At 64.9% G+C, this 20,529-nt stretch carries 20 protein-coding genes, 1 tRNA gene and 2 pseudogenes; 21 read left to right on the plus strand and 2 right to left on the minus strand.

From position 1 onward, the window contains the following. Positions 1-31 precede the first annotated feature (31 nt). The 15 genes and pseudogenes from G4G31_RS23030 (at position 32) to G4G31_RS23095 (ending at position 15,146) form a co-directional block, all read left to right on the plus strand. Positions 32-694 carry an energy transducer TonB gene (locus G4G31_RS23030; protein ID WP_182989546.1) on the plus strand — a complete coding sequence of 221 codons (663 nt, stop codon included), beginning with the start codon at positions 32-34 and terminating at the stop codon, positions 692-694. An 85-nt stretch (positions 695-779) separates the two neighbouring features. Next, positions 780-1,724, plus strand: coding sequence for a MotA/TolQ/ExbB proton channel family protein (locus G4G31_RS23035; protein ID WP_202033682.1), 945 nt, complete (start codon positions 780-782; stop codon positions 1,722-1,724). 3 nt (positions 1,725-1,727) lie between these two features. Further along, the gene (locus G4G31_RS23040; RefSeq protein ID WP_182989547.1) at positions 1,728-2,156 is read left to right on the plus strand and encodes a biopolymer transporter ExbD; all 429 of its coding nucleotides are present in this window, start codon (positions 1,728-1,730) and stop codon (positions 2,154-2,156) included. 87 nt (positions 2,157-2,243) lie between these two features. Continuing rightward, positions 2,244-2,675, plus strand: coding sequence for a biopolymer transporter ExbD (locus G4G31_RS23045; protein WP_182989548.1), 432 nt, complete (start codon positions 2,244-2,246; stop codon positions 2,673-2,675). Positions 2,676-2,743: 68 nt separating this feature from the next. Beyond that, positions 2,744-3,973, plus strand: a complete 1,230-nt coding sequence (locus G4G31_RS23050) for a lipopolysaccharide assembly protein LapB (RefSeq protein WP_182989549.1) — start codon at positions 2,744-2,746, stop codon at positions 3,971-3,973. A gap of 601 nt (positions 3,974-4,574) precedes the next feature. Continuing rightward, positions 4,575-5,609 carry a bifunctional riboflavin kinase/FAD synthetase gene (locus G4G31_RS23055; protein ID WP_182989550.1) on the plus strand — a complete coding sequence of 345 codons (1,035 nt, stop codon included), beginning with the start codon at positions 4,575-4,577 and terminating at the stop codon, positions 5,607-5,609. A 31-nt stretch (positions 5,610-5,640) separates the two neighbouring features. After that, complete coding sequence (gene ileS, locus G4G31_RS23060; protein ID WP_182989551.1) at positions 5,641-8,550, plus strand: isoleucine--tRNA ligase; 2,910 nt, start codon at positions 5,641-5,643, stop codon at positions 8,548-8,550. An 87-nt stretch (positions 8,551-8,637) separates the two neighbouring features. Then, positions 8,638-9,156 (plus strand): signal peptidase II, encoded by a 519-nt coding sequence (lspA, locus tag G4G31_RS23065; RefSeq protein ID WP_182989552.1) that lies wholly within the window; start codon positions 8,638-8,640, stop codon positions 9,154-9,156. Between the two features lie 37 nt (positions 9,157-9,193). Continuing rightward, positions 9,194-10,414 (plus strand): annotated as a pseudogene (gene coaBC / locus G4G31_RS23070) (bifunctional phosphopantothenoylcysteine decarboxylase/phosphopantothenate--cysteine ligase CoaBC). A 19-nt stretch (positions 10,415-10,433) separates the two neighbouring features. Beyond that, entirely contained in the window at positions 10,434-10,883 is a 450-nt protein-coding gene (gene dut, locus G4G31_RS23075) for a dUTP diphosphatase (protein ID WP_182989553.1), read from the plus strand. 157 nt (positions 10,884-11,040) lie between these two features. Continuing rightward, on the plus strand, positions 11,041-12,123 hold the full coding sequence (locus G4G31_RS23080; protein WP_182989554.1) for a M48 family metallopeptidase: 1,083 nt from the start codon (positions 11,041-11,043) through the stop codon (positions 12,121-12,123). Positions 12,124-12,260: 137 nt separating this feature from the next. After that, positions 12,261-13,270, plus strand: a pseudogene (locus G4G31_RS23085) (XdhC family protein). A gap of 91 nt (positions 13,271-13,361) precedes the next feature. Then, a complete protein-coding gene (locus G4G31_RS23090) occupies positions 13,362-14,255 on the plus strand; it encodes a DMT family transporter (protein ID WP_182989555.1) in 894 nt (297 codons plus the stop codon). Between the two features lie 4 nt (positions 14,256-14,259). Next, positions 14,260-14,640, plus strand: coding sequence for a hypothetical protein (locus G4G31_RS28735; RefSeq protein ID WP_308621886.1), 381 nt, complete (start codon positions 14,260-14,262; stop codon positions 14,638-14,640). Continuing rightward, positions 14,568-15,146: a hypothetical protein gene (locus tag G4G31_RS23095; RefSeq protein WP_308621888.1), complete on the plus strand. Its 579-nt coding sequence runs from the start codon at positions 14,568-14,570 to the stop codon at positions 15,144-15,146. Before G4G31_RS28735 ends, G4G31_RS23095 begins: the two co-directional genes overlap by 73 nt. A 55-nt stretch (positions 15,147-15,201) precedes the next feature. Here the strand turns inward: G4G31_RS23095 and G4G31_RS23100 are convergent, their stop codons facing one another. Continuing rightward, positions 15,202-15,615: a T6SS immunity protein Tdi1 domain-containing protein gene (locus G4G31_RS23100; RefSeq protein ID WP_182989556.1), complete on the minus strand. Its 414-nt coding sequence runs from the start codon at positions 15,613-15,615 to the stop codon at positions 15,202-15,204. A gap of 18 nt (positions 15,616-15,633) precedes the next feature. Here G4G31_RS23100 and G4G31_RS23105 point away from each other — a divergent pair, with 18 nt between their 5' ends. After that, positions 15,634-15,888: a hypothetical protein gene (locus G4G31_RS23105; RefSeq protein ID WP_182989557.1), complete on the plus strand. Its 255-nt coding sequence runs from the start codon at positions 15,634-15,636 to the stop codon at positions 15,886-15,888. Here G4G31_RS23105 and G4G31_RS23110 read toward each other — a convergent pair. Beyond that, positions 15,859-15,935: transfer RNA gene (locus G4G31_RS23110), tRNA-Met, on the minus strand. The genes G4G31_RS23105 and G4G31_RS23110 overlap by 30 nt on opposite strands. A 174-nt stretch (positions 15,936-16,109) precedes the next feature. On the opposite strand from G4G31_RS23110, the gene G4G31_RS23115 reads away from it, so the two are divergent. The 5 genes from G4G31_RS23115 to G4G31_RS23135 all read left to right on the plus strand — a co-directional run bounded on the left by G4G31_RS23115 (position 16,110) and on the right by G4G31_RS23135 (position 20,396). After that, positions 16,110-16,700, plus strand: coding sequence for an NUDIX hydrolase (locus tag G4G31_RS23115; protein ID WP_182989558.1), 591 nt, complete (start codon positions 16,110-16,112; stop codon positions 16,698-16,700). A 15-nt stretch (positions 16,701-16,715) separates the two neighbouring features. Next, the gene (gene aat / locus G4G31_RS23120) at positions 16,716-17,438 is read left to right on the plus strand and encodes a leucyl/phenylalanyl-tRNA--protein transferase (protein ID WP_182989559.1); all 723 of its coding nucleotides are present in this window, start codon (positions 16,716-16,718) and stop codon (positions 17,436-17,438) included. A 70-nt stretch (positions 17,439-17,508) separates the two neighbouring features. Further along, positions 17,509-18,237, plus strand: a complete 729-nt coding sequence (locus G4G31_RS23125) for an arginyltransferase (RefSeq protein WP_182989560.1) — start codon at positions 17,509-17,511, stop codon at positions 18,235-18,237. Between the two features lie 60 nt (positions 18,238-18,297). Continuing rightward, positions 18,298-19,338, plus strand: a complete 1,041-nt coding sequence (locus G4G31_RS23130; RefSeq protein WP_182989561.1) for a quinone-dependent dihydroorotate dehydrogenase — start codon at positions 18,298-18,300, stop codon at positions 19,336-19,338. Between the two features lie 11 nt (positions 19,339-19,349). After that, on the plus strand, positions 19,350-20,396 hold the full coding sequence (locus G4G31_RS23135) for an aldo/keto reductase (protein WP_182989562.1): 1,047 nt from the start codon (positions 19,350-19,352) through the stop codon (positions 20,394-20,396). Positions 20,397-20,529 lie beyond the last annotated feature (133 nt).

Below are 20,529 nucleotides of genomic sequence, written 5' to 3' on the forward strand. Positions count from 1 at the left end.
ACAAAAAGAGTTGGTATTGGAGAAAGCAGGCATGAATTTTTCACATGAGAAGGAACCGGGGAAGAATCTCACTGGTATCACCATTGTGGTCCTGTTGCACGTCCTGGTCGCCTGGGGGATCATCAATGGTCTCGGTACGAAGGTGATCTCGAAAGTACAGGAAGCAGTGGAAACGAAGTTGATCGAGGAGGTGAAGCCGCCTCCACCGCCCGAAACTCCACCACCGCCACCACCGCCGGAAATGAAGGCCCCGCCGCCTCCATTCATCCCGCCGGTCGAGGTACAGGTAACGCCACCGCCGCCGTCGCCGACTGCCATCGCCGCAACGACGAGCACGCCGCCACCGACGACCAGCCTGACTCCACCAGCCCCACCGGCACCGGCAGCTCAGCCTAGCCCGGCGGCAGGTCCGAGCCGTACCCCGGCAGTGGCCGACTTCAGCACCTGCGCGAAGCCGGAATACCCGAAAGCCTCGGCACGTAACGAAGAAGAAGGCACAACCACGATCTCGTTCCTGATTGGCGTCGATGGTCGCATGGTCGATTCCAAGATCACGAAATCGAGTGGTTCGCGTGATCTGGACCGCGCAGCGCAGCAGGCTATCGGCAAGTGCCGCTTCAAACCGGCAATGGTCAATGGTCAGCCTGAACAGGCATGGGTCCCAGTACAGTACGTCTGGTCGCTGGAACAATAACCGAGACAGAAGATCGTCTCACAACTGTGATTTTCGTTGTCAATTAGATCAGCGAACTGTCTATTTTTATATTTCTGGAGGAAGCATGTTTAAGAATACCCGTTTGTCCGCTGTCCTGGCGGCAGTCCTGTTCTCGGTTACGGCAGCAGCGGCCCTGGTCTCGGCACCAGCCTTCGCTGACGCACCGGCAGCAGGCGCAGCAGCTCCGGCAGACGCAGCAGCAGCCCCGGTCGCTGACGCAGCAGCAGCTCCGGCCGCTGACGCAGCAGCCGCTCCTGCAGCCGAAGGCGCTGCCGCTCCGGCCGCAGCCGGCGCCAAGGAAGAAGTCAAGAACCCGTACGGCTTCTCGGCCATGTGGGAAGAAGGCGACTTCGTCAACAAGGGCACCATCATCATCCTGTCGATCATGTCGATGGGTTCGTGGTACATCATCATCACCAAGCTGATCGACCAGTCGAAGATCATGCGCCAGTCGAAGGAAGTTTCCCAGAAATTCTGGAAAGCCAACTCGATCGCTGCTGGTTCGGCTACCCTGAAAGAAGGCTCGCCATTCCGCTTCATCGCTGAAACCGGCACCAAGGCAACCCAGCACCACGACGGCGCCCTGCTCGAGCAGATCGACCTGTCGACCTGGGTGACCATGCAGATCCAGCGCGCCGTGGACCGCGTCCAGTCGCGCCTGCAAGATGGCCTGTCGTTCCTGGCAACCGTTGGTTCGACCTCGCCGTTCATCGGTCTGTTCGGTACCGTCTGGGGCATCTACAACGCGCTGACCAACATCGGTATGTCGGGTAACGCGTCGATCGACAAAGTGGCAGGCCCAGTGGGTGAAGCACTGATCATGACCGCCTTCGGTCTGTTCGTTGCAGTTCCTGCGGTCCTGGGTTACAACTGGCTGGTTCGCCGCAACAAGTCGGCAATGGAAGATGTCCGTTCGTTCAGCGCCGACGTGCACTCGGTCCTGATCTCGGGCGCGATGACCACCTCCGAAGCTGCCCGTGCTGCCGCCGGCGCTAAAAAGATTGGATAAATCATGGGTATGAGTGTCGGCTCCGATAGCGGAGATGAAGATGCCGTGATGTCAGAGATCAACACGACGCCGCTTGTCGACATCATGTTGGTTCTCCTGATCATCTTCCTGATTACCAGCCCAGTGGTCCTGCAGCTGAAAAAGGTGACTCTGCCGGCGGAAGTCAACCAGGTCACCAAGACCGCGCCGGAAGACATCAATATCACCGTCAATAAAGACGGCGAAATGTACTGGAACCAGCGCCGCATCGCGAATACGGACGAATTGTTCAAGTTCTTCGCGGAGCAGTCGGTGAAACAGCCGCAGCCTGCAGTGAAAGTTCGTGGCGACCAGGAAACCCGCTACGAAGCCATTGGCCGGGTGATCTATACGGCACAGCGTGCCGGGGTGCAGAAGGTCGGTTTCATCATCGAACCGCCTGACAAGATGTAACAGCCTGACATGGGCTGATCAAGCCGCAGCGTCGGACGCAAATCCGGCGCTGCCACTTGCACCCCAGTTATTTGAAAAGGAAACACCATGGGTATGAACGTAGGTTCAGGCTCCGCCAAGGCAGCCGATCCGGAACCGATGATGGAAATGAACATGACGCCGTTGATCGACGTCCTGCTCGTTCTGATCATTATGCTGATTATCACGATTCCGAAGCAAAACCACTCGGTCAATCTGAACATGCCAGTCGGTCCTTCGCCACCACAGGTCACTGAACCAGTTGTCGTCACCATCGACGTCGACTTCGACGGTACCGTGTCGTGGAACGGCCAGGTTGTTCCAGACCGGGCGACGCTGGAAGCCAAGATGAACGAAGTGGCAGCCCAAGCCGAACAGCCGGAAGTGCACCTGCGTCCGAACAAGCTGGTCGAGTACAAGGTTGTCGCCGGTGTCATGGCGACCGCACAGCGCCTCGGCGTGACGAAGATCGGCATGGTCGGTAACGAGCAGTTCCAGTAATCGCACCACGCTAGACCAACACGGCAGGGTTTCCCTGCCGTGTCCATTTTCAAAGAGGATTTTCCACGATGAGCAAATTCCGTCTCGCACACCTCGGCCTCGCATTGGCCGCCCTCGGCTTCACCGCAGCAGCTCCGATCGTCGGCATGGCTCCCGCCCACGCGGCAGAAACCCTGCGCCCCGAAGTCGGCCGCCCACTGCAGGCAGCCCAGGCATTGATGAAACAGGGCAAGCACAAGGACGCCCTGGCAAAACTGCGCGAAGCGGACAAGGTTTCCGGTAAAACAGCCAACGAAAGCTACCTGATCGAGCGCGTGCGCGCTGCTGCCGCCTCCTCGGCCGGCGACTACGGCACCGCTGCCAACGCTTTCGAAGCCCTGCTCGCCTCGGGCAAGCTGTCGGCAGCCGAACGCGGCCAGTTCTCGGAAGGCCTGATCGGCATCTACATGCGCGGCGGCGAACTGAACAAGGCGAACGAAGCGATCCTGCGCCAACTGAAGAATGGCGACGATCCGAAGCTGCGCGCCTATCTGCTGCAGAACTATTACAAGCAGGGCAATACCGCCGCCCTGGAAAACGAGCTGCGTAACGCCGAGAAATCGGGCCGCATGACCGAAGACCAGCTCGGCATGCTGGCGAACATCCAGCTCAAGAAGAACGACAAGACCGGTTACGTCAACACCATCGAAAAGCTGGCCGCCAACTATCCGAAGGCCCAGTACTGGAACGACCTGCTGAACCGCGTCCAGGGCAAGCCCGGGTTCTCGGGCCGCCTGTCGGTCGACCTGTACCGCCTGAAGCTGGCCAACAACCTGCTCAAGAAGCCGAGCGAGTTCATGGAAATGGCCCAGCTGGTGCTGCAGGCGAAAGCACCGGCGGAAGCCCTCAAAGTCATCGACAAGGGCTACAAGGCTGGCGCCCTGGGCACCGGTCCCGACGCCGCGCGCCACCAGCGCCTGAAAGACCTGGCCGAGAAGAACCTGGCCGAGCAGAACAAGACCATCGCCGCCCTGGAAGCCGAGTACACGGCCGCCAAGGACAACGACGGTCTCGTCGCCCTCGGTTACAGCCTGGTGCAGTCGGGCCAGGCCGACAAGGGTCTGAAGATGATGGAAAACGCCATCAAGGCCGACAACCTGCGCTACGCTGACGAAGCCAAGCTGCGCCTGGGCGAAGCCTACGCCGCGGCTGGCAAGAAGCAGCAGGCGATCAGCACCCTGCGCGGCGTCAGCGGCAAGGAAGGCACCGCCGAGCTGGCCCGCTACTGGATCATGGCGATCAACAAGCCACTGGCCTGATCTCCGGCAAGCACTTGCCCATGAAACGCCGCCTGTTCGCAGGCGGCGTTTTTTTTCCAGCCGCGATTTCTCCACCAACCGTAGGGTAGGCGGCTCCACCCGAACGCACGATGACCTGCTCCTTATGCGCTGCCTACGCGTTCAACGCATACATGCAAGTCGGGCCGCCGGCCGGATGCCGGGCTTGAACGCGTGGGCGGCATTTTCGCAACCGACCATCAAGCTCCGCGCTAGTGCAGCTCACCCCTACCTCCACGACGCAGGGTAGGCGGCTCCACCCGAACGCACGGTGACCTGCTCCTTATGCGCCGCCTACGCGTTCAACACACACATGCAAGTCGGGCCGCCGGCCTGCATGCCGGGCTTGAACGCGTGGGCGGCGTTTGCGCAGCCGGGTATCACGCTCCCGGGTGGAGCCGCTCACCTTGCGAATGCCCTGGCATGCCAAGCTTTGCATGCTGCAATCACCCAGCAGCCCTGGCAAACTGGCAACGAATGCCCCCTCCTCTCTCCGCATTGCAACAAGCCTTTACCGTATAATCAAGGTTTCGCCCCACGGCGTGGTCGCTTGCTTCACCCGCCCGGCATTCTGGAACAACCAATGAAGGTATTTCGCGGACTTCCCAACGACGCGGCGCGTGCTCCCTGTGCTCTGACGATCGGCAACTTCGATGGTGTCCACCGCGGGCACCAGGCGTTGCTGGCGCGCGTGCGCAATGCGGCCGACGCGCTTGGGCTGGAAGCGGCCGTGATGACCTTCGAGCCGCATCCGCGCGAATACTTCGCCCAGCGTAGCGGCGACCTGTCGCGGGCGCCGGCACGCATTGCCAACCTGCGCGACAAGCTGGAAGACCTGGCCGAGGCCGGCATCGACCGCGTCATCGTCGAGCATTTCAACGAACAGTTCGCTTCGATTTCCCCCGAGGACTTCGTCAGCCGCGTGCTGGTCGGCGGCCTGCACGTGAAATGGCTGATGGTCGGCGACGATTTCTGCTACGGCGCCAGGCGCGCCGGCAATGTCGCGATGCTGATGGAAGCCGGCCGCCGCCATGGTTTCCATGTCGAGACCCTGCCGACGGTGCGCGAAGGCGACCAGCGCATCTCGTCCTCGGCCGTGCGTGCGGCCCTGGCCGCGGGCGAACTGGAAGCCACCGGCGCCCTGCTCGGCCACCCGTATGCGATGTCCGGCCACGTGATCCACGGTGCCAAGCTCGGCCGTACGCTCGGCTTCCCGACCCTGAACCTGCGCGTCGCACACCGCCCGGCCGTGCATGGCATCTTCGTGGTGCAGGTGCATGGCTTGGCCGACACGCCGCTGCCGGCCGTGGCCAGCCTGGGCGTGCGTCCTACCGTCGAGGACGCCGGCCGCATGCTGCTCGAAGTCCATGTATTCGACTACGACCGTCCCTGCTACGGCAAGCTGGTGCGCGTCGAGTTCACGGAAAAACTGCGCGACGAGGAAAAGTACGTCGACCTCGACACGCTCACCAATGCCATTCACCGCGACGCCGAGCAGGGCGCGCCTGGTTCGCCCGCCCGACCTGCGCGGCACTCCGCGTGCCGGCGCCCTGACCGCCACCGACCGAATTTGACGCCGGCCCCGACCCTCCCGCGTCGCGCTGCCGGAAACCGGTAGCCACTCCCGAATTTCCTTACCGAAGAAACATATGTCCGAAAACAGCAAACCCGTCCAGAACGCGCCTGCCCAGAAGGCAGCCAAGAAACCTGAGAATAAGCCACTGAGCAAATACCCGGTCAACATGACCGACACCCCCTTCCCGATGCGCGGCGACCTCGCCAAGCGCGAACCGGGCTGGGTGAAGCAATGGCAGGACAAGCAGATCTACCACCGCATCCGCAAGGCGGCCGCCGGCCGGCCGAAGTTCATCCTGCACGATGGCCCACCGTATGCGAACGGCGACATCCACCTTGGCCACGCCGTCAACAAGATCCTGAAAGACATGGTCGTCAAGTCCCGCACCATGGCCGGCTTCGATGCGCCCTATGTGCCCGGCTGGGATTGCCACGGCATGCCGATCGAGATCCAGATCGAAAAGCTGTACGGCAAAAACCTGCCGACCGCCGAGGTGCTGCAGAAAGCCCGCGCCTATGCGCTCGAGCAGATCGACCGCCAGCGCGCCGGCTTCATCCGCCTGGGCGTGCTCGGCGAATGGGAAAACCCCTACATGACCATGGCCTATGGTAACGAGGCCGACGAACTGCGCGCGCTCGGCAAGCTGCTGGACAAGGGTTATGTCTACCGCGGCCTCAAGCCCGTGAACTGGTGCTTCGATTGCGGCTCGGCACTGGCTGAAGCGGAAGTGGAATACCAGGACAAGCGCGACCCGGCCATCGACGCCGGCTTCAAGTTCGCCGAAGAAGAGAAACTGGCCGCGGCTTTTGGCCTGCCGTCGCTGCCGACCATGAACGGTTTCATCGTGATCTGGACCACGACCCCGTGGACCATCCCGTCGAACCAGGCACTGAACGTGAATGCGGAAGTGACCTATGCCCTCGTCCAGGCGGAACGCGACGGTGCGCCGCTGCTGCTGATCCTGGCCCAGGACCTGGTCGAGTCCTGCCTGCAGCGCTACAAACTCGAGGGCAAGGTCATCGCCACCACCATGGGTAGCCAGCTCGAAGGCATGCGCTTCAAGCATCCACTGCACGCGGCCGATCCCTTCTACGACCGTACTTCGCCGGTCTACCTGGCCGACTACGTCACCACCGACAGCGGTACTGGCGTGGTCCACTCGGCGCCGGCCTACGGCCTGGAAGACTTTATCTCGTGCAAAGCGCACGGCATGAAGGACGACGACATCCTGAAACCGGTGATGGGCGACGGCCGCTTCGCTTCCACCCTGCCCCTGTTCGGCGGCCTGACCATCTGGGAAGCCAGCAAGCCGATCTGCGCCGCGCTGACCGAGGCGGGTGCCCTGTTTGAACTGAAAATGTTCGACCACAGCTACATGCACTGCTGGCGCCACAAGACCCCGATCGTCTACCGGGCCACTTCGCAATGGTTCGCCGGCATGGACATCACGCCGAAAGACGGCGGCCCGACCCTGCGCGAAACCGCGCTGGCCGGCATCGACAAGACCCAGTTCTTCCCGGACTGGGGCCAGGCGCGCCTGCACGGCATGATCGAGAACCGTCCGGACTGGACCCTGTCGCGCCAGCGCCAGTGGGGCGTGCCGATGGCCTTCTTCATCCACAAGGAAACGGGCGAGCTGCATCCGCGCACCCCGGAACTGCTGGAGCAAGTCGCCAAGTTGATCGAACAGAACGGCATCGACGCCTGGCAGGCGCTCGACCCGCGCGAACTGCTGGGCGACGACGCTGAAGTCTACGAGAAGAACAAGGACACGCTCGACGTCTGGTTCGACTCGGGCGCGACCCACCAGACCGTGCTGCGCGGCTCGCACAAGGAGCAGTCGACCTTCCCGGCCGACCTCTACCTGGAAGGCTCGGACCAGCACCGCGGCTGGTTCCACTCGTCCCTGCTGACCTCGTCGATGCTGAACGGCACCCCGCCCTACAAGGCGCTGCTGACTCACGGTTTTACCGTCGACGAGAACGGCAAGAAGATGTCCAAGTCGCTGGGCAACACGATGGCGCCGCAGAAGATCTCGGACACGCTCGGCGCCGACATCCTGCGCCTGTGGGTGGCCTCGACCGACTACACGGGCGAACTGTCGATCGGCGAAGAGATCCTCAAGCGCGTGACGGAATCCTACCGCCGCATCCGCAACACCCTGCGCTTCCTGCTGGCGAACACTTCGGACTTCGACCCGGCCAAGCACGCCGTCCCAGTCGCCGAGCTGTTCGAGATCGACCGCTACGCGATCGCGGCGATGGCGCAGCTGCAGAAGGACGTCGGAGCCCACTTCGAGCGCTACGAATTCCATCCGGTGGTCTCGCGCCTGCAGAACTACTGCTCGGAAGACCTGGGCGGCTTCTACCTCGACATCCTGAAGGACCGCCTGTACACGACCGGCGTGGATTCGCCCGCGCGCCGTTCGGCGCAAACGGCGCTGTGGCATATCGCCCATTCCCTGCTGCGCGTGATGGCACCGATCCTGTCGTTCACCGCCGAGGAAGCCTGGGCCGTGTTCGCGGGCCAGCAATCCTATGCGGAGAGCGACGAGACCATCTTCACCCAGACGCTGTGGAGCTTCCCGGAACTGCCGGATGCCGAAGCGCTGCTGGCCAAGTATGCGGCGCTGCGCGAAGTGCGGGCAGATGTGACCAAGCAGCTGGAAGAAGTGCGTGCCTCGGGTGCGATCGGTTCTTCGCTGCAGGCCGAACTGACGATCAAGGCCGCCGGCGAGAAGCACGCGCTGCTGGCCAGCCTGGAGGATGACCTGAAATTCGTCTTCATCACCTCGCAGGCGACCGTGGAGCAGGCGGCCAACGAAAGCGACGAAACGGTGCAGGTCACCCCATCGGAAGCGCCGAAATGCGAGCGCTGCTGGCACTACCGCCGCGACGTCGGCCACGACCACGCCCATGCCGGCCTGTGCGGACGGTGCGTCAGCAACCTGTTCGGCAGCGGCGAAGCACGCCGCTTCGCGTAATATCTCGGCTGGCAAAGCCGAACGGCAAACACAGCCGCCATGCCGCAGCCCGGCATGGCGGTTTTTCACATCCGATCCTGACATCTTATGGCAACCAAGAAAAAACCGCTCGTTTCCAAAGTTCACAGCTCCGGCGCCGGCATGGGCCCCTGGCTGGGCATCGCCTTCCTCGTCGTCCTGTTCGACCAGCTGACCAAGATCACCGTCTCGAAACTTTTTCACTACGGCGAAACCCTGCCCGTCACGGGCTTCTTCAACCTGGTACTGGTGTACAACCCGGGCGCGGCCTTTTCCTTCCTCGGCAACCAGGGCGGCTGGCAGCGCTGGTTCTTCACCGCGATCGCCCTCGGCGCGATCGGCTTCATCCTGTACCTGCTCAAGCGCCACGCCGGCCAGCGCATGTTCTGCTGGGCCCTGGCCCTGATCCTGGGCGGCGCCGCCGGCAACGTCATCGACCGCGTCGCCTATGGCCACGTGATCGACTTCCTCGATTTCTACTGGCGTGGCTGGGGCCACTTCCCCGCCTTTAACGTCGCCGACATCGGCATTTCGGTCGGGGCCTTCCTGTTCATCCTCGACGAACTGCGGCGCGTCAATAAACACTGAGCAAGCACCGAGCAAACACCCATAAAGGAAGATGCACATGGACCTGCAGGGAAAGAAAATCGTCCTCGGCCTGTCCGGGGGCGTGGCCTGCTACAAGGCGGCCGAACTGTGCCGCGCGCTGATCAAGCAGGGCGCGCACGTGCAGGTCGTCATGACCGAGGCGGCCACCCATTTCATCGGCACCGTCACCATGCAGGCGCTGTCGGGCAACACGGTCTGGACCGACCAGTGGGACCCGCGCATGCCGAACAACATGGCGCACATCGACCTCACCCGCGGCGCCGATGCCGTGCTGGTCGCCCCCTGCTCGGCCGACTTCATCCGTAAACTCGCGCACGGCGCCTGCGACGATTTACTGTCGACCCTGTGCCTGGCGCGCCCGCACGGCGTGCCGTTGCTGGTTGCGCCGGCAATGAATGTCGAGATGTGGCAGAACCCGGCGACCCAGCGCAATGTCGCCACCTTGCGGGAAGACGGCGTCACGCTGTTCGGCCCGGCAGCGGGCGAACAGGCCTGCGGCGAAACGGGTCTCGGGCGCATGCTCGAGCCCGAGCAGCTTCTGTAAGAAGTCGTCGCCGCCTTCCAGCACAAGATCCTGGCGGGCAAGCGCGTGCTGGTCACGGCCGGGCCGACCTTCGAGGCGATCGATCCCGTGCGCGGCATCACCAATCTGTCCTCGGGCAAGATGGGCTATGCGGTCGCCCGCGCCGCGCGCGAAGCCGGCGCCGAGGTCACGCTGGTCTCCGGCCCTACCGCACTGGCCACCCCCTACGGCGTGCGCCGCATCGACGTGCTCTCGGCCGCGCAGATGCACGACGCCGTCATGGCCCAGGTCGAAGGCCAGCACGTCTTCATCGGCGTGGCCGCCGTGGCCGACTGGCGCGTGGCCAATGCCAGCGAACAGAAACTGAAAAAGCAGGAAGGTGGCGGCGCGCCCCAGCTCGAGTTCGCGCAGAACCCGGACATCCTCGCGGCCGTCGCCGCCACCACCTCGCTGTCGGGCTGGCCCTACTGCGTCGGATTTGCCGCCGAATCGGAAAACCTGGTCGCCTACGGTGCGGCCAAGCGCGAGCGCAAGGGCATTCCTCTGCTGGTGGGCAACATCGGCCACCACACTTTCGGCCAGGACGACAATTCCATCGTCCTGTTCGACGAGAACGGCCACACCGTGCTGCCGCGCGCCGACAAGCAGACGCTGGCGCGCCAGCTGGTCTCCGAAATCGGCAAGCGCCTCGAGCAGCGCTCCCTCCTTACCTGAAACAGACAACGTATTACGCATGAACACCATCGACGTCAAAATCCTCGACCCGCGCATGAAAGACCTGCTGCCGGCCTACGCTACCCCCGGCAGCGCCGGCCTCGACCTGCGCGCCTGCATCGACGCCCCGCTCGTGCTCGAACCGGGCCAGACCGTGCTGGTACCCACCGGGCTGGCCATCCACGTGGCCGATCCGGGTTATGCCGCCATGATCCTGCCGCGTTCTGGACTCGGCCATAAGAACGGCATCGTTCTGGGCAATCTGGTAGGCTTGATCGACTCCGACTACCAGGGCCAGCTCATGGTATCGACCTGGAACCGCGGCCACGCCGCCTTCACGCTGCAGCCGCTCGACCGGCTGGCGCAGCTCGTGATCGTGCCGGTACTGCAGGTTGGCTTCAATGTCGTCGAAGAGTTTGCATCGAGCGAACGGGGTGCCGGAGGATTCGGCAGTACCGGAAAACAATAACAAACCAGAGCGCCCCGTATCGGCTTGTCGGTCCTGGCGCATCGTCGAAAACAGTACCCTGGTACGGCGTCCGGTACGGCGCCCGGTACGGCGTCCGGTACGGCGCGACGATGCCATGCCGGATCAGGCAGGTGCGGCGCGCTAGAAGAGGAGGATCATGATCCGCATTCATCGCCTGCGCCCGGTTGCGCTGGCCATTTCGATTGCCCTGCTGCTGACCGCCTGCGGCACCCAGCCCACGGTTTCCCGGGGCGGCCTGCCGAGTGCCGGACCGCAAACGCCGCCGAGCACGCAACTGTCGCCGCAAATGGCGGCCGCCGCCGACACGCTCACCAAGATGGCGGCCATGCAGGACCGCCTGTACCGCGTGGCGGCGCCCCTGCTGATCGACAACGCCGAACTCTGCCCGAAGCACGCGCGCAACCTGCTCGGCTTTACGGCAAAGAACCGCCACTACTACCCCGGCATGTACAACGAGGCCGCGCACGTGGCCTTCGGCATGGATGAACGGCTGCAGGTGACCGGCGTGCTGGCCGGCAGCGGCGCAGCCAAGGCCGGCCTGCGCACGGGCGACGACCTCGTCGCCGCCGGCGGCAAGCCATTGCCGACGGGCGCGAGCGCGCCGAACACGGTCGGCGCCATCTTCGGCTCCCCGGTCGCCTCGCAGCCGTCCCTGCCGCTTACCATCGAGCGCGACGGCCGCCCGCGCGACCTGACCATTCCCGTTACGCGCGCCTGCGGTTTCGGCATCGAACTGGGCAATGGCGACAACGTGAACGCCTATGCCGACGGCAGCCGCATCATGGTCACGCGCGGCATGCTCGGCTTCACCAAAAGCGACGACGAACTGGCCTATGTGCTGGCACGCACGATGGCGCACAACATCCTCGGCCACCCGGCCGCGCTGCGCAACAAGGCCACGCTCGACAGCGTGATCGACAACCTGACGCGCATGAGCCCGGATATGGCGATGCTCAACGGCAGCGCGGGCATCAAGGCGGCCCCGGCGAATATCGACGCCGCCGCCGACCGCCTCGCCGTCTTCCTGCTGGCACGCGCCGACTACAACTACGAAGGCGCGCCGGCGTTCTGGAAGCGCTTCGCCGCAGCTTACCCGGCCAGCGTCGCCAACGGCTTTACCGCCAACCACCCGGCCACCGCGGCACGCCTGACGGCGATCGAGCTGGCGGTGGAGGACGTGAAGACGAAGAAGGCGGGCAAGAAGCCGTTGACGCCGTAACGTGGCGCCCGGGTGCAGGGTGGGCACGGCATTGAAGCCCCCGGCTTCAATGCCGTGCCCACCCTACGCCCAACGCCCGCCCCGCTTTTTTTGTATCATTGTCACCCCTCACCCAGCAGCGCCCCGCCGCCCGCCTCATGGACAGCCTCGACCTCGACGTACTCAAGACCGCAGCAAGCTGGATCGACGCTGGGCACCGCTGCGAACTCGTCACCGTCGTCAAGACACGGGGCTCGAGCCCGCGGCCGATCGGGGCCATGCTGGCGCTGCGCGACGACGGCCGCGTGGTCGGCTCGGTGTCCGGCGGCTGTATCGAGGACGATCTGATCGAGAACGTGCGAGAGGGAGGCATCGCACTGGATGCGCGCCCGCGCATCCTCAGCTACGGCATCAGCGCCGACGACGCCCACCGCTTCGGCCTGCCCTGCGGCGGCACCATCGAGCTGGCGCTCGAGCCGCTCAGCCCGGCCAGCGGACTGCGCGCGCTCCTGCAGCGCCCGGAAGCCGGCGAGTTGCTGGAACGCCGCCTCGACCTCGATAGCGGCGCCGTCACCCTGGCTCCCGCGCCGCCCGGCGCCGTGCTGCGCGTCGACGGCGATAGCCTGGTCACCGTGCACGGCCCGCGCTGGCGCCTGTTCATCATCGGCGCCGGTCCGCTGTCGCGCTTCCTGGCCCGGTGGCGCAGGCCATGGACTACCGCGTCGTCGTCTGCGATCCGCGCGAGGACTACACCGCCGGCTGGGACCTGCCTGGCGTCGAACTGAGCCACACGATGCCCGACGACCTGGTGCTGGAGGCGAAGCTCGATGCGCGCAGCGCCGTCGTCGCCCTCACCCACGACCCGAAACTGGACGACCTGGCGCTGATGGAAGCGCTGAAGTCGAATGCCTTCTATGTCGGGGCGATCGGCTCGCGCCTGAACAACGCGCGGCGGCGCGAGCGCCTGAAACTCTTCGACCTCTCCGACGCCGAGCTCGACCGCCTGCACGGGCCGATCGGCCTGTACATCGGCAGCAAGACACCGGCTGAAATCGGCATCGCGATCCTGGCCGAGATGACCGCCGTGCGCAATGGCGTGCCGCCCGCCATGCTGGTGCCGCACGCGGCGGCGCCGCAAGCGGCGGGCAGCGAGGTCTGCGCGCGGTGACCTCAGGTGCAATAGCAATAGCAATAGCAAAAAACGGGAAGCGCGATCGCGCGCCCTCTGCCACCATGCGCCTTCGCCCTCCTCTCTACCCATGAATACAGCCAATTTCCTGCGTCTCTTGCTGCTGGCCGCCATCTGGGGCGGCTCCTTCCTCTTCATGCGCATCGGCGCCCCCGTGCTCGGCCCGGCGGTGCTGATCGAATACCGCGTGCTGTTCGCGGCGCTGTTCCCGGCAGCCGTCGGCCTGGTGCTGCGGCGCCGCCTCGACCTGCGCGCCAACTGGAAGCATTACCTGATCCCGGGCTTCTTCAACTCGGCCCTGCCCTTCCTGCTGTTTGCCTATGGCGCACGCACCTTGACGGCATCCGTGCTGTCGGTACTGAACGCGACGGCGCCGATGTGGGGCGCGCTGATCGGGGCGCTGTGGGCGCGCCAGCCGATCACGCTGCGCACCGGCCTTGGCCTGCTGCTGGGCACGGCGGGGGTGGCGCTGCTGGTCGGCTTCGACGATGTGTCCAGCCGCCCCGGCGCGGCCATCGCCCCGGTGGCGGCGCTGGCCGCGGCGCTGTGCTACAGCATCGCCAGCCTGTATGCGAAATCGGCGAAAAGCGTCGAACCCTTCGCCAATGCCCACGGCACCATGTGGGCGGCAACCCTGTTCGTGTTGCCCGCCCTGCCCTTCTTTCCCGCGCCCGCCAGTCCCACGCCCGGCGTCTGGGCGGCGGTGCTGACCCTGGGCGTGCTGTGCAGCGGCATCGCCTACCTGATCTACTTCCGCCTGATCGCCGAGGTAGGGCCGACCTCGGCACTGACGGTAACTTTCCTGAACCCGTTGTTCGGCATCCTCTGGGGCGCGCTCTTCCTGCACGAGACGGTGGGCTGGCATACGCTGGCCGGCTCGGCCATCGTGCTGGTCGGCACTGCGCTGGTGACGGGTTTTGTTCCGCGCTTCGGTGGCGCGCCGGCGAGCGCCGCCGGCAAATGACACGATGACCGAGGGGCTGACCCTGGCCTTGCCGCCGGGCTACCGCAGCGCCGACGTGCTGGCCTTCCACGCGCGCGACGCCGAAGGCCTGGCCGAACGGGTCGAAGGCAGCCGCCTGCGCAAGGCGGTGCTGCTGGGCGGCGTGCCGCTGCTCTTCGACCTCACGCTGGAGCCGACCCGGGCACTGTGCCGCATCGACGCCGACGCGCCATTGGACACGCACACGCGGGCGCGGGCGCACGCGGCCCGGACAGCATCCTGGCGCTGCGCATCGACCCGGCACCGTTTGCAGAGGCGACGCGCGACGACCCCGTGTTCGGCCCACTGGTCGCGCGCTCCCCCAGCCTGCGCATCGTGCAGTCGGCCAGCGTCTTCGAGGCCCTGACACGGGCGATCATCGGCCAGCAGATCAACCTGCCCTTCGCGATCAGCCTGCGCCGCAGCTTCATCGCGCAGGCCGGACGCCCGCACAGCAGCGGCCTGGTCTGCTATCCGGAGGCGGCCGATGTGGCGCGTCTCGACCTCGAGACGCTGACTACCCGCAAATTTTCGCGTGCAAAGGCCGAGACGCTGCTGCGCGTGGCGCGCATGGTCGACGCCGGCGAACTGCGCCTCGACCTGAACGACGATGCGGAACACGCGGGCGCGGCCCTGCTCGCCATCAAGGGCATCGGCCCCTGGACCGTCAACTACACGCTGCTGCGCGGCTATGGCTATGCCGACTGCTCGCTCGAAGGCGACGTGGCCGTGCGCGGAGCGCTGGGGCGCCTGCTGGGCGAGGCCGGCAAGCCGGACCAGGCACGCACCCAGGCCTGGCTGGCCGCCTATCGTCCGCATCGGACGATGGCGGCAGCCTACCTGTGGGCCAGCCTCAGCGCACCGCCTGGCTGAACGAACCGGGCAAGGCGAAGAAAGCCCAAGCTGGCATCGTCACAAAACAGTCGCGTCAACGCCAGCGCGGCACTCCCTCGAGCTGCTGCGCCCCCTCCCCGGCAAACCGTATCAGCTCGGACAGGGGAACCGTGGCAAGGTTTTCGCTGCCGTAATGCCCGCCAAGCGGGCTGGGAATCTTGAGGCAGTAGCGGCGGTCGTCGGTGAGCGGGCCGAGCGTGGACTCGGCGAGGTCGACCAGCTCGGGCATGTACCACTCGTTCAGGAAATCCTGGTTATAGGACAGTGCATCGAGCGCGGCGCGGTCCTGCGCGACGGGCTCGCAGCAGAGGTCTTGCGGACGCAGCCGCCAGTAGCTGCCGTCGGCGTCGCGGATGATCAGGTTACCGAAGGCATTGGCACCCAATACTTCGACGGCGCTGAGCCCTACCCAACCCCAGGCTTCGTTGATGTCGTCAACAGTAATCATGGTCTAACCCAAGGATCGATGTTCATCGAAGGGCGCGGAAACGCCGGTCCAGCCCATGAGGGGGACGACAGCCGCGCCGTGTTCCTGTTCGACCGGAGAGGAAGGGATGAGTGCGGCAAACAGCGTCTTCCCTTGATATTGGTCGAGTCCGCCAGGGAACGCCGCACACGGCCAGGCGCGCAAGGGATGGCGAAAACAAAAAAGCCGCTGAATCGGCAAGGATTCAACGGCTTTCGGAAATTCTGGTTGCGGGGACAGGATTTGAACCTGTGACCTTCGGGTTATGAGCCCGACGAGCTGCCAGACTGCTCCACCCCGCGTCTGATGAAATGAATTATACGCGCCTTCGGCCGTTTAAGCAAATCAATGCTCCCCCGATGTGCGATTGCAGCACAATGCTGCGACGGCAAGCATCCCGCCCGCGGCTGCGCGGCTGCGGCACAGCCGGGCCAATCGGGTGTAAAGTAGTCATACATTCATTCCTGTCATCCCCTATGAAATTCTGTTCCGAGTGCGGCCATCCGGTCGCGCTGGCCATCCCCGAAGGCGACAACCGGCCGCGCCATGTGTGCACGCAGTGCGGCACGATCCACTACCAGAACCCGAAAATGGTGCTCGGTTCCATCCCCGTGTGGGAGAAGGATGGCGAGCTGCAGGTGCTGCTGTGCCGGCGCGCCATCGAACCGCGCCATGGCTACTGGACGCTGCCTGCCGGCTTCATGGAAAACGGCGAAACCACGTCGGAGGCGGCAGTCCGCGAAACCGAGGAGGAAGCCGGCGCCAACATCGCAATCGGCAAGCTGTTCAGCGTGCTGAACGTCGCGCACGTGCACCAGGTACACATGTTCTACCTGGCGCGCCTGCTCGACCTGGATTTCGCACCCGGCATCGAAAGCCTGGAAGTGCAGTTGTTCACGGAAGCCGAGATCCCCTGGGATGACCTGGCCTTCCCCACCATCCGCACGACGCTGGAACTGTTCTTTGCCGACCGCGTCAAAATCCGGGAGGGTGGCCGCGACGCGGATTATGGCGTGCACAGCCATGACATCGTCCGCCCGATGATTGCTCCACGTGAACCCGACTGAAGGGGCGAGGCTGCCATGATTCCCTGGCTCGACGCGCATACGCCCTTCCCCGACGTGTCCGAGGCCCTCACCATGGACGCGCCGGGCCTGCTCGCAGCCGGCGCCGACCTTTCTCCCCAGCGGCTGCTGCTGGCCTACCAGAACGGCATCTTCCCCTGGTTCTCCGAAGGCCAGCCCATCCTCTGGTGGAGCACCGATCCGCGCATGGTGCTCTATACGGGCGAGTTCAAGGTCAGCGACAGCCTGAAGAAAACCCTGCGCCGCGTCGAGCGCAGCCGCACCGAGGGTGGCCGCTGGCAAGTCCGCTTCGACAGCGATTTCGAGGCCGTCATGCGTGCCTGCGCCGCGCCGCGCAAGGACGGTCCCGGCACCTGGATTTCCGACGACATCATTGTCGGCTATACCGGCCTGCATGCGATGGGCTACGCGCACTCGTCCGAAGTCTGGCTCGATGGCGAGCTGGTCGGCGGGGCCTATGGCGTGTGCATCGGCCGCATGTTCTACGGCGAGTCGATGTTTGCGCGCGTGTCCGACGCTTCGAAGGTCGCGCTGGCCTACCTGGTCGCCTTCCTGCGCCGCAACGGCGTGCGCATGGTCGACTGCCAGCAGGAGACCGGCCACCTCGCCTCGCTCGGCGCCGCGCCGATTCCGCGCAGCGTGTTCCTGCAGCACTTGCGTGCAGCCATACGCGAACCGGCGATCGGGCGCTGGGAAGTGCAGCCTCCGTTGGATGCTTAGTTGGGTACATAACCGTGCGCGCCCTCCGCTTTCGCTAGAATAGGTTCATCACGTCGCCCGAGAGACCTGCATGACGCACCTTAATGACCTGCCCTTCTCGACGCTGCAGTTCTATACGACCGCTCCGTATCCGTGCAGCTACCTCGACGCGCGGCAGGCACGCTCGCAGGTGGCAACGCCTTCGCACCTGATCAACGCGGACGTGTACTCCGAGCTCGTCAAGAACGGCTTCCGCCGCAGCGGCATTTTTACCTATCGCCCCTACTGCGACGGCTGCCAGGCCTGCATCCCGGTGCGCGTGCGCTGCAGCGAGTTCGCGCCCAGCCGCACCCAGCGCCGCGCCTGGAAGCGCCACGGCGACCTGACGGCGATGGTCGCGAACCTGTCGTTCTCGGACGAACACTACGCGCTCTACCTGCGCTACCAGACCACGCGCCACGTCGGCGGCGGCATGGACCAGGACAGCCGCGACCAGTACGCGCAATTCCTGCTGCAAAGCCGGGTCAACACGCGCCTGGTCGAATTCCGCGAGCCCGACGGCACGCTGCGCATGGTGTCGATCATCGACGTGCTCTCCGACGGGCTGTCCTCGGTCTACACCTTCTTCGATCCGGACGTCGCCGGTGCTTCCTTCGGCACCTACAACGTCATGTGGCAGGTCGAGCAGGCGCGCGAACTGGGGCTGCCGTATGTCTACCTCGGCTACTGGATCGAGCAGAGCCCGAAGATGGCCTACAAGATCAATTTCCGGCCGCTGGAAGCGCGGATCAATGGGGTGTGGGATATTCTCGACCGCTGAAGCCCTGACCTTGGGGTGGGCGCACGGTACAATTGCCGCGATCCCATTTTCGAGTGCTCCATGTCCGACAAGCTCCTGTACTCCCTCGCCCGCCCGCTGCTGTTCACGCTGCCCGCCGAAACCGCGCACAACCTGACACTCCCTGCCCTGCGCCGCGCTGCCGAACGCGGCCTGACCGGCAAGCTGTTCGCCCAACCGGCACCCGACCCGCGCACCGTGATGGGCATCGTGTTCCCGAACCCGGTCGGCCTGGCTGCCGGCCTCGACAAGGACGGCGCCTACATCGACGGCCTGGCCGCGCTCGGCTTCGGCTCGATCGAGATCGGTACCGTCACCCCGCGTGCCCAGGCCGGCAACCCGAAGCCGCGCATGTTCCGCGTGCCCGCCGCGCAAGGCATCATCAACCGCATGGGCTTCAACAACGGCGGCGTCGACGCCTTTGTCGCCAACGTCCAGGCCTCGCGCTTCTACCAGGAAAAGCAGGGCGTGCTCGGCCTGAACATCGGCAAGAACGCCGACACGCCGATCGAGCGCGCAGCCGACGACTATCTGCACTGCCTGCGCAAGGTCTACCCGTACGCGAGCTATGTCACGGTGAACATCTCATCGCCGAACACGAAGAACCTGCGCCAGCTGCAGGGCGCATCCGAACTCGATGCCCTGCTGTCGCAACTGAAGGCTGAACAAACCCGCCTGGCCGACGAGACTGGCCGCTACGTGCCGCTCACCCTGAAGATCGCCCCCGACATCGACATCGAGCAGATCCAGGATATCGCCGGCGCCCTGCTGCGCCACAAGATCGACGGCGTCATCGCCACCAATACCACCCTCAGCCGCAACCACGTCGCCCACCTGCGCCACGGCAGGCAGGCCGGCGGCCTGTCCGGCGCACCGGTATTCGACCTGTCGAACATCGTCGTGCGCGCCATGAAGAAGGAACTGGGCGAAGCGATCCCGATCATCGGCGTCGGCGGCATCCTGTCGGGCGCGAACGCGAAGGAAAAGATGGCGGCCGGTGCGCAGCTGGTGCAGCTGTATAGCGGCCTGATCTATCGCGGCCCGGCGCTCGTGCGCGAGTGCGCCGACGCGCTGCGCGCCTGAAGGAGACGAGCATGGAGTGCAAGCGGCTCGGCAGGTCGAACCTGGAAGTCTCCCCCATCTGCCTCGGCACGATGACCTTCGGCGAGCAGAACACGGAGGTTGACGCGCACAGCCAGCTCGACTACGCCGTCGAGCGCGGCATCAACTTCATCGATACCGCCGAGATGTACCCGGTGATGGCCAGCGCACGCACGCAGGGATCGACCGAGCGCTACATCGGCAGCTGGTTGAAGCGCCGCGGCCGGCGCGACGAGCTCGTCATCGCCTCGAAAATCGCCGGCCCGAACGCCAGCATGGGATGGATCCGCGGCGCGTCGCACGACCTGGACGCGGCCAATGTGCGCGCGGCGGTGGAGACCAGCCTGCAGCGCCTGCAGACCGACTACATCGACCTGTACCAGATTCATTGGCCGAGCCGCAACCTGCCTATCTTCGGCGCCAACAGTTTCAATCCAAAACGCGAACGTTCAAGCGTGCCGATCGAGGAGACGCTGGGCGCGCTGGGCGACCTGGTCCAGGCAGGCAAGATCCGCGCGATTGGGGTCTCGAACGAGAGCAACTGGGGCGTGTGCGAGTACGTGAAGCTGGCCGAAACAAAGGGCCTGCCGCGCATCGCCACCATCCAGAACCTGTACAACCTGACAGCGCGCGCATTCGAGACGACGCTGCTGGACGAGACCTGTTTCCGCGAAGAGGTCAGCCTGCTGGCCTACAGCCCGCTCGCCTTTGGCCAGCTGACAGCGAAATACCTGGACAACCCGACAGCGCATGGCCGCCTGACCATCTTCCCCGCCAACTGGAGCCCGCGCTACGTACGGGCCACGGTGCTGGCGGCAACCGCCGAGTATGCGGCGCTGGCACGTGCCCATGGCTTGACGCCGGCGCAGATGGCGCTGGCCTGGTGTTATTCGCGCTGGTTCGTGGGCTCGACCATCATCGGGGCGACGACGCTTGAGCAATTAAAGGAAAACATCGACGCGGCATCGATCAGTTTGCCGGGCGAGGTGGTCGCGGCGATCGATGCGATTCACGCGCGCATCACGAATCCGGGGCAGTAGGGTGGGCGCCCCGTGCCCACGCGGAATGAGGAGTCACATCGCCCTCAATCCGATGTGTGCCAGTACATTGTCACGAAGGGGCACACGCCAACACGGCTCAAGCTTCCGCGTGGGCACAGGGCGCCCACCCTAC

Source organism: Massilia sp. Se16.2.3 (assembly GCF_014171595.1).
In the GTDB taxonomy this organism is placed as follows: Bacteria; Pseudomonadota; Gammaproteobacteria; order Burkholderiales; family Burkholderiaceae_D; genus Telluria.

Excerpts from the sequence above, each read along its gene's own strand:
- G4G31_RS23030 (WP_182989546.1), top strand. The coding sequence starts at position 32 with ATGAATTTTTCACATGAGAAGGAACCGGGGAAGAATCTCACTGGTATC.
- G4G31_RS23035 (WP_202033682.1), top strand. The coding sequence starts at position 780 with ATGTTTAAGAATACCCGTTTGTCCGCTGTCCTGGCGGCAGTCCTGTTC.
- G4G31_RS23040 (WP_182989547.1), top strand. The coding sequence starts at position 1,728 with ATGGGTATGAGTGTCGGCTCCGATAGCGGAGATGAAGATGCCGTGATG.
- G4G31_RS23045 (WP_182989548.1), top strand. The coding sequence starts at position 2,244 with ATGGGTATGAACGTAGGTTCAGGCTCCGCCAAGGCAGCCGATCCGGAA.
- G4G31_RS23050 (WP_182989549.1), top strand. The coding sequence starts at position 2,744 with ATGAGCAAATTCCGTCTCGCACACCTCGGCCTCGCATTGGCCGCCCTC.
- G4G31_RS23055 (WP_182989550.1), top strand. The coding sequence starts at position 4,575 with ATGAAGGTATTTCGCGGACTTCCCAACGACGCGGCGCGTGCTCCCTGT.
- ileS (WP_182989551.1), top strand. The coding sequence starts at position 5,641 with ATGTCCGAAAACAGCAAACCCGTCCAGAACGCGCCTGCCCAGAAGGCA.
- lspA (WP_182989552.1), top strand. The coding sequence starts at position 8,638 with ATGGCAACCAAGAAAAAACCGCTCGTTTCCAAAGTTCACAGCTCCGGC.
- dut (WP_182989553.1), top strand. The coding sequence starts at position 10,434 with ATGAACACCATCGACGTCAAAATCCTCGACCCGCGCATGAAAGACCTG.
- G4G31_RS23080 (WP_182989554.1), top strand. The coding sequence starts at position 11,041 with ATGATCCGCATTCATCGCCTGCGCCCGGTTGCGCTGGCCATTTCGATT.
- G4G31_RS23090 (WP_182989555.1), top strand. The coding sequence starts at position 13,362 with ATGAATACAGCCAATTTCCTGCGTCTCTTGCTGCTGGCCGCCATCTGG.
- G4G31_RS28735 (WP_308621886.1), top strand. The coding sequence starts at position 14,260 with ATGACCGAGGGGCTGACCCTGGCCTTGCCGCCGGGCTACCGCAGCGCC.
- G4G31_RS23100 (WP_182989556.1), bottom strand. The coding sequence starts at position 15,615 with ATGATTACTGTTGACGACATCAACGAAGCCTGGGGTTGGGTAGGGCTC.
- G4G31_RS23105 (WP_182989557.1), top strand. The coding sequence starts at position 15,634 with ATGTTCATCGAAGGGCGCGGAAACGCCGGTCCAGCCCATGAGGGGGAC.
- G4G31_RS23115 (WP_182989558.1), top strand. The coding sequence starts at position 16,110 with ATGAAATTCTGTTCCGAGTGCGGCCATCCGGTCGCGCTGGCCATCCCC.
- aat (WP_182989559.1), top strand. The coding sequence starts at position 16,716 with ATGATTCCCTGGCTCGACGCGCATACGCCCTTCCCCGACGTGTCCGAG.
- G4G31_RS23125 (WP_182989560.1), top strand. The coding sequence starts at position 17,509 with ATGACGCACCTTAATGACCTGCCCTTCTCGACGCTGCAGTTCTATACG.
- G4G31_RS23130 (WP_182989561.1), top strand. The coding sequence starts at position 18,298 with ATGTCCGACAAGCTCCTGTACTCCCTCGCCCGCCCGCTGCTGTTCACG.
- G4G31_RS23135 (WP_182989562.1), top strand. The coding sequence starts at position 19,350 with ATGGAGTGCAAGCGGCTCGGCAGGTCGAACCTGGAAGTCTCCCCCATC.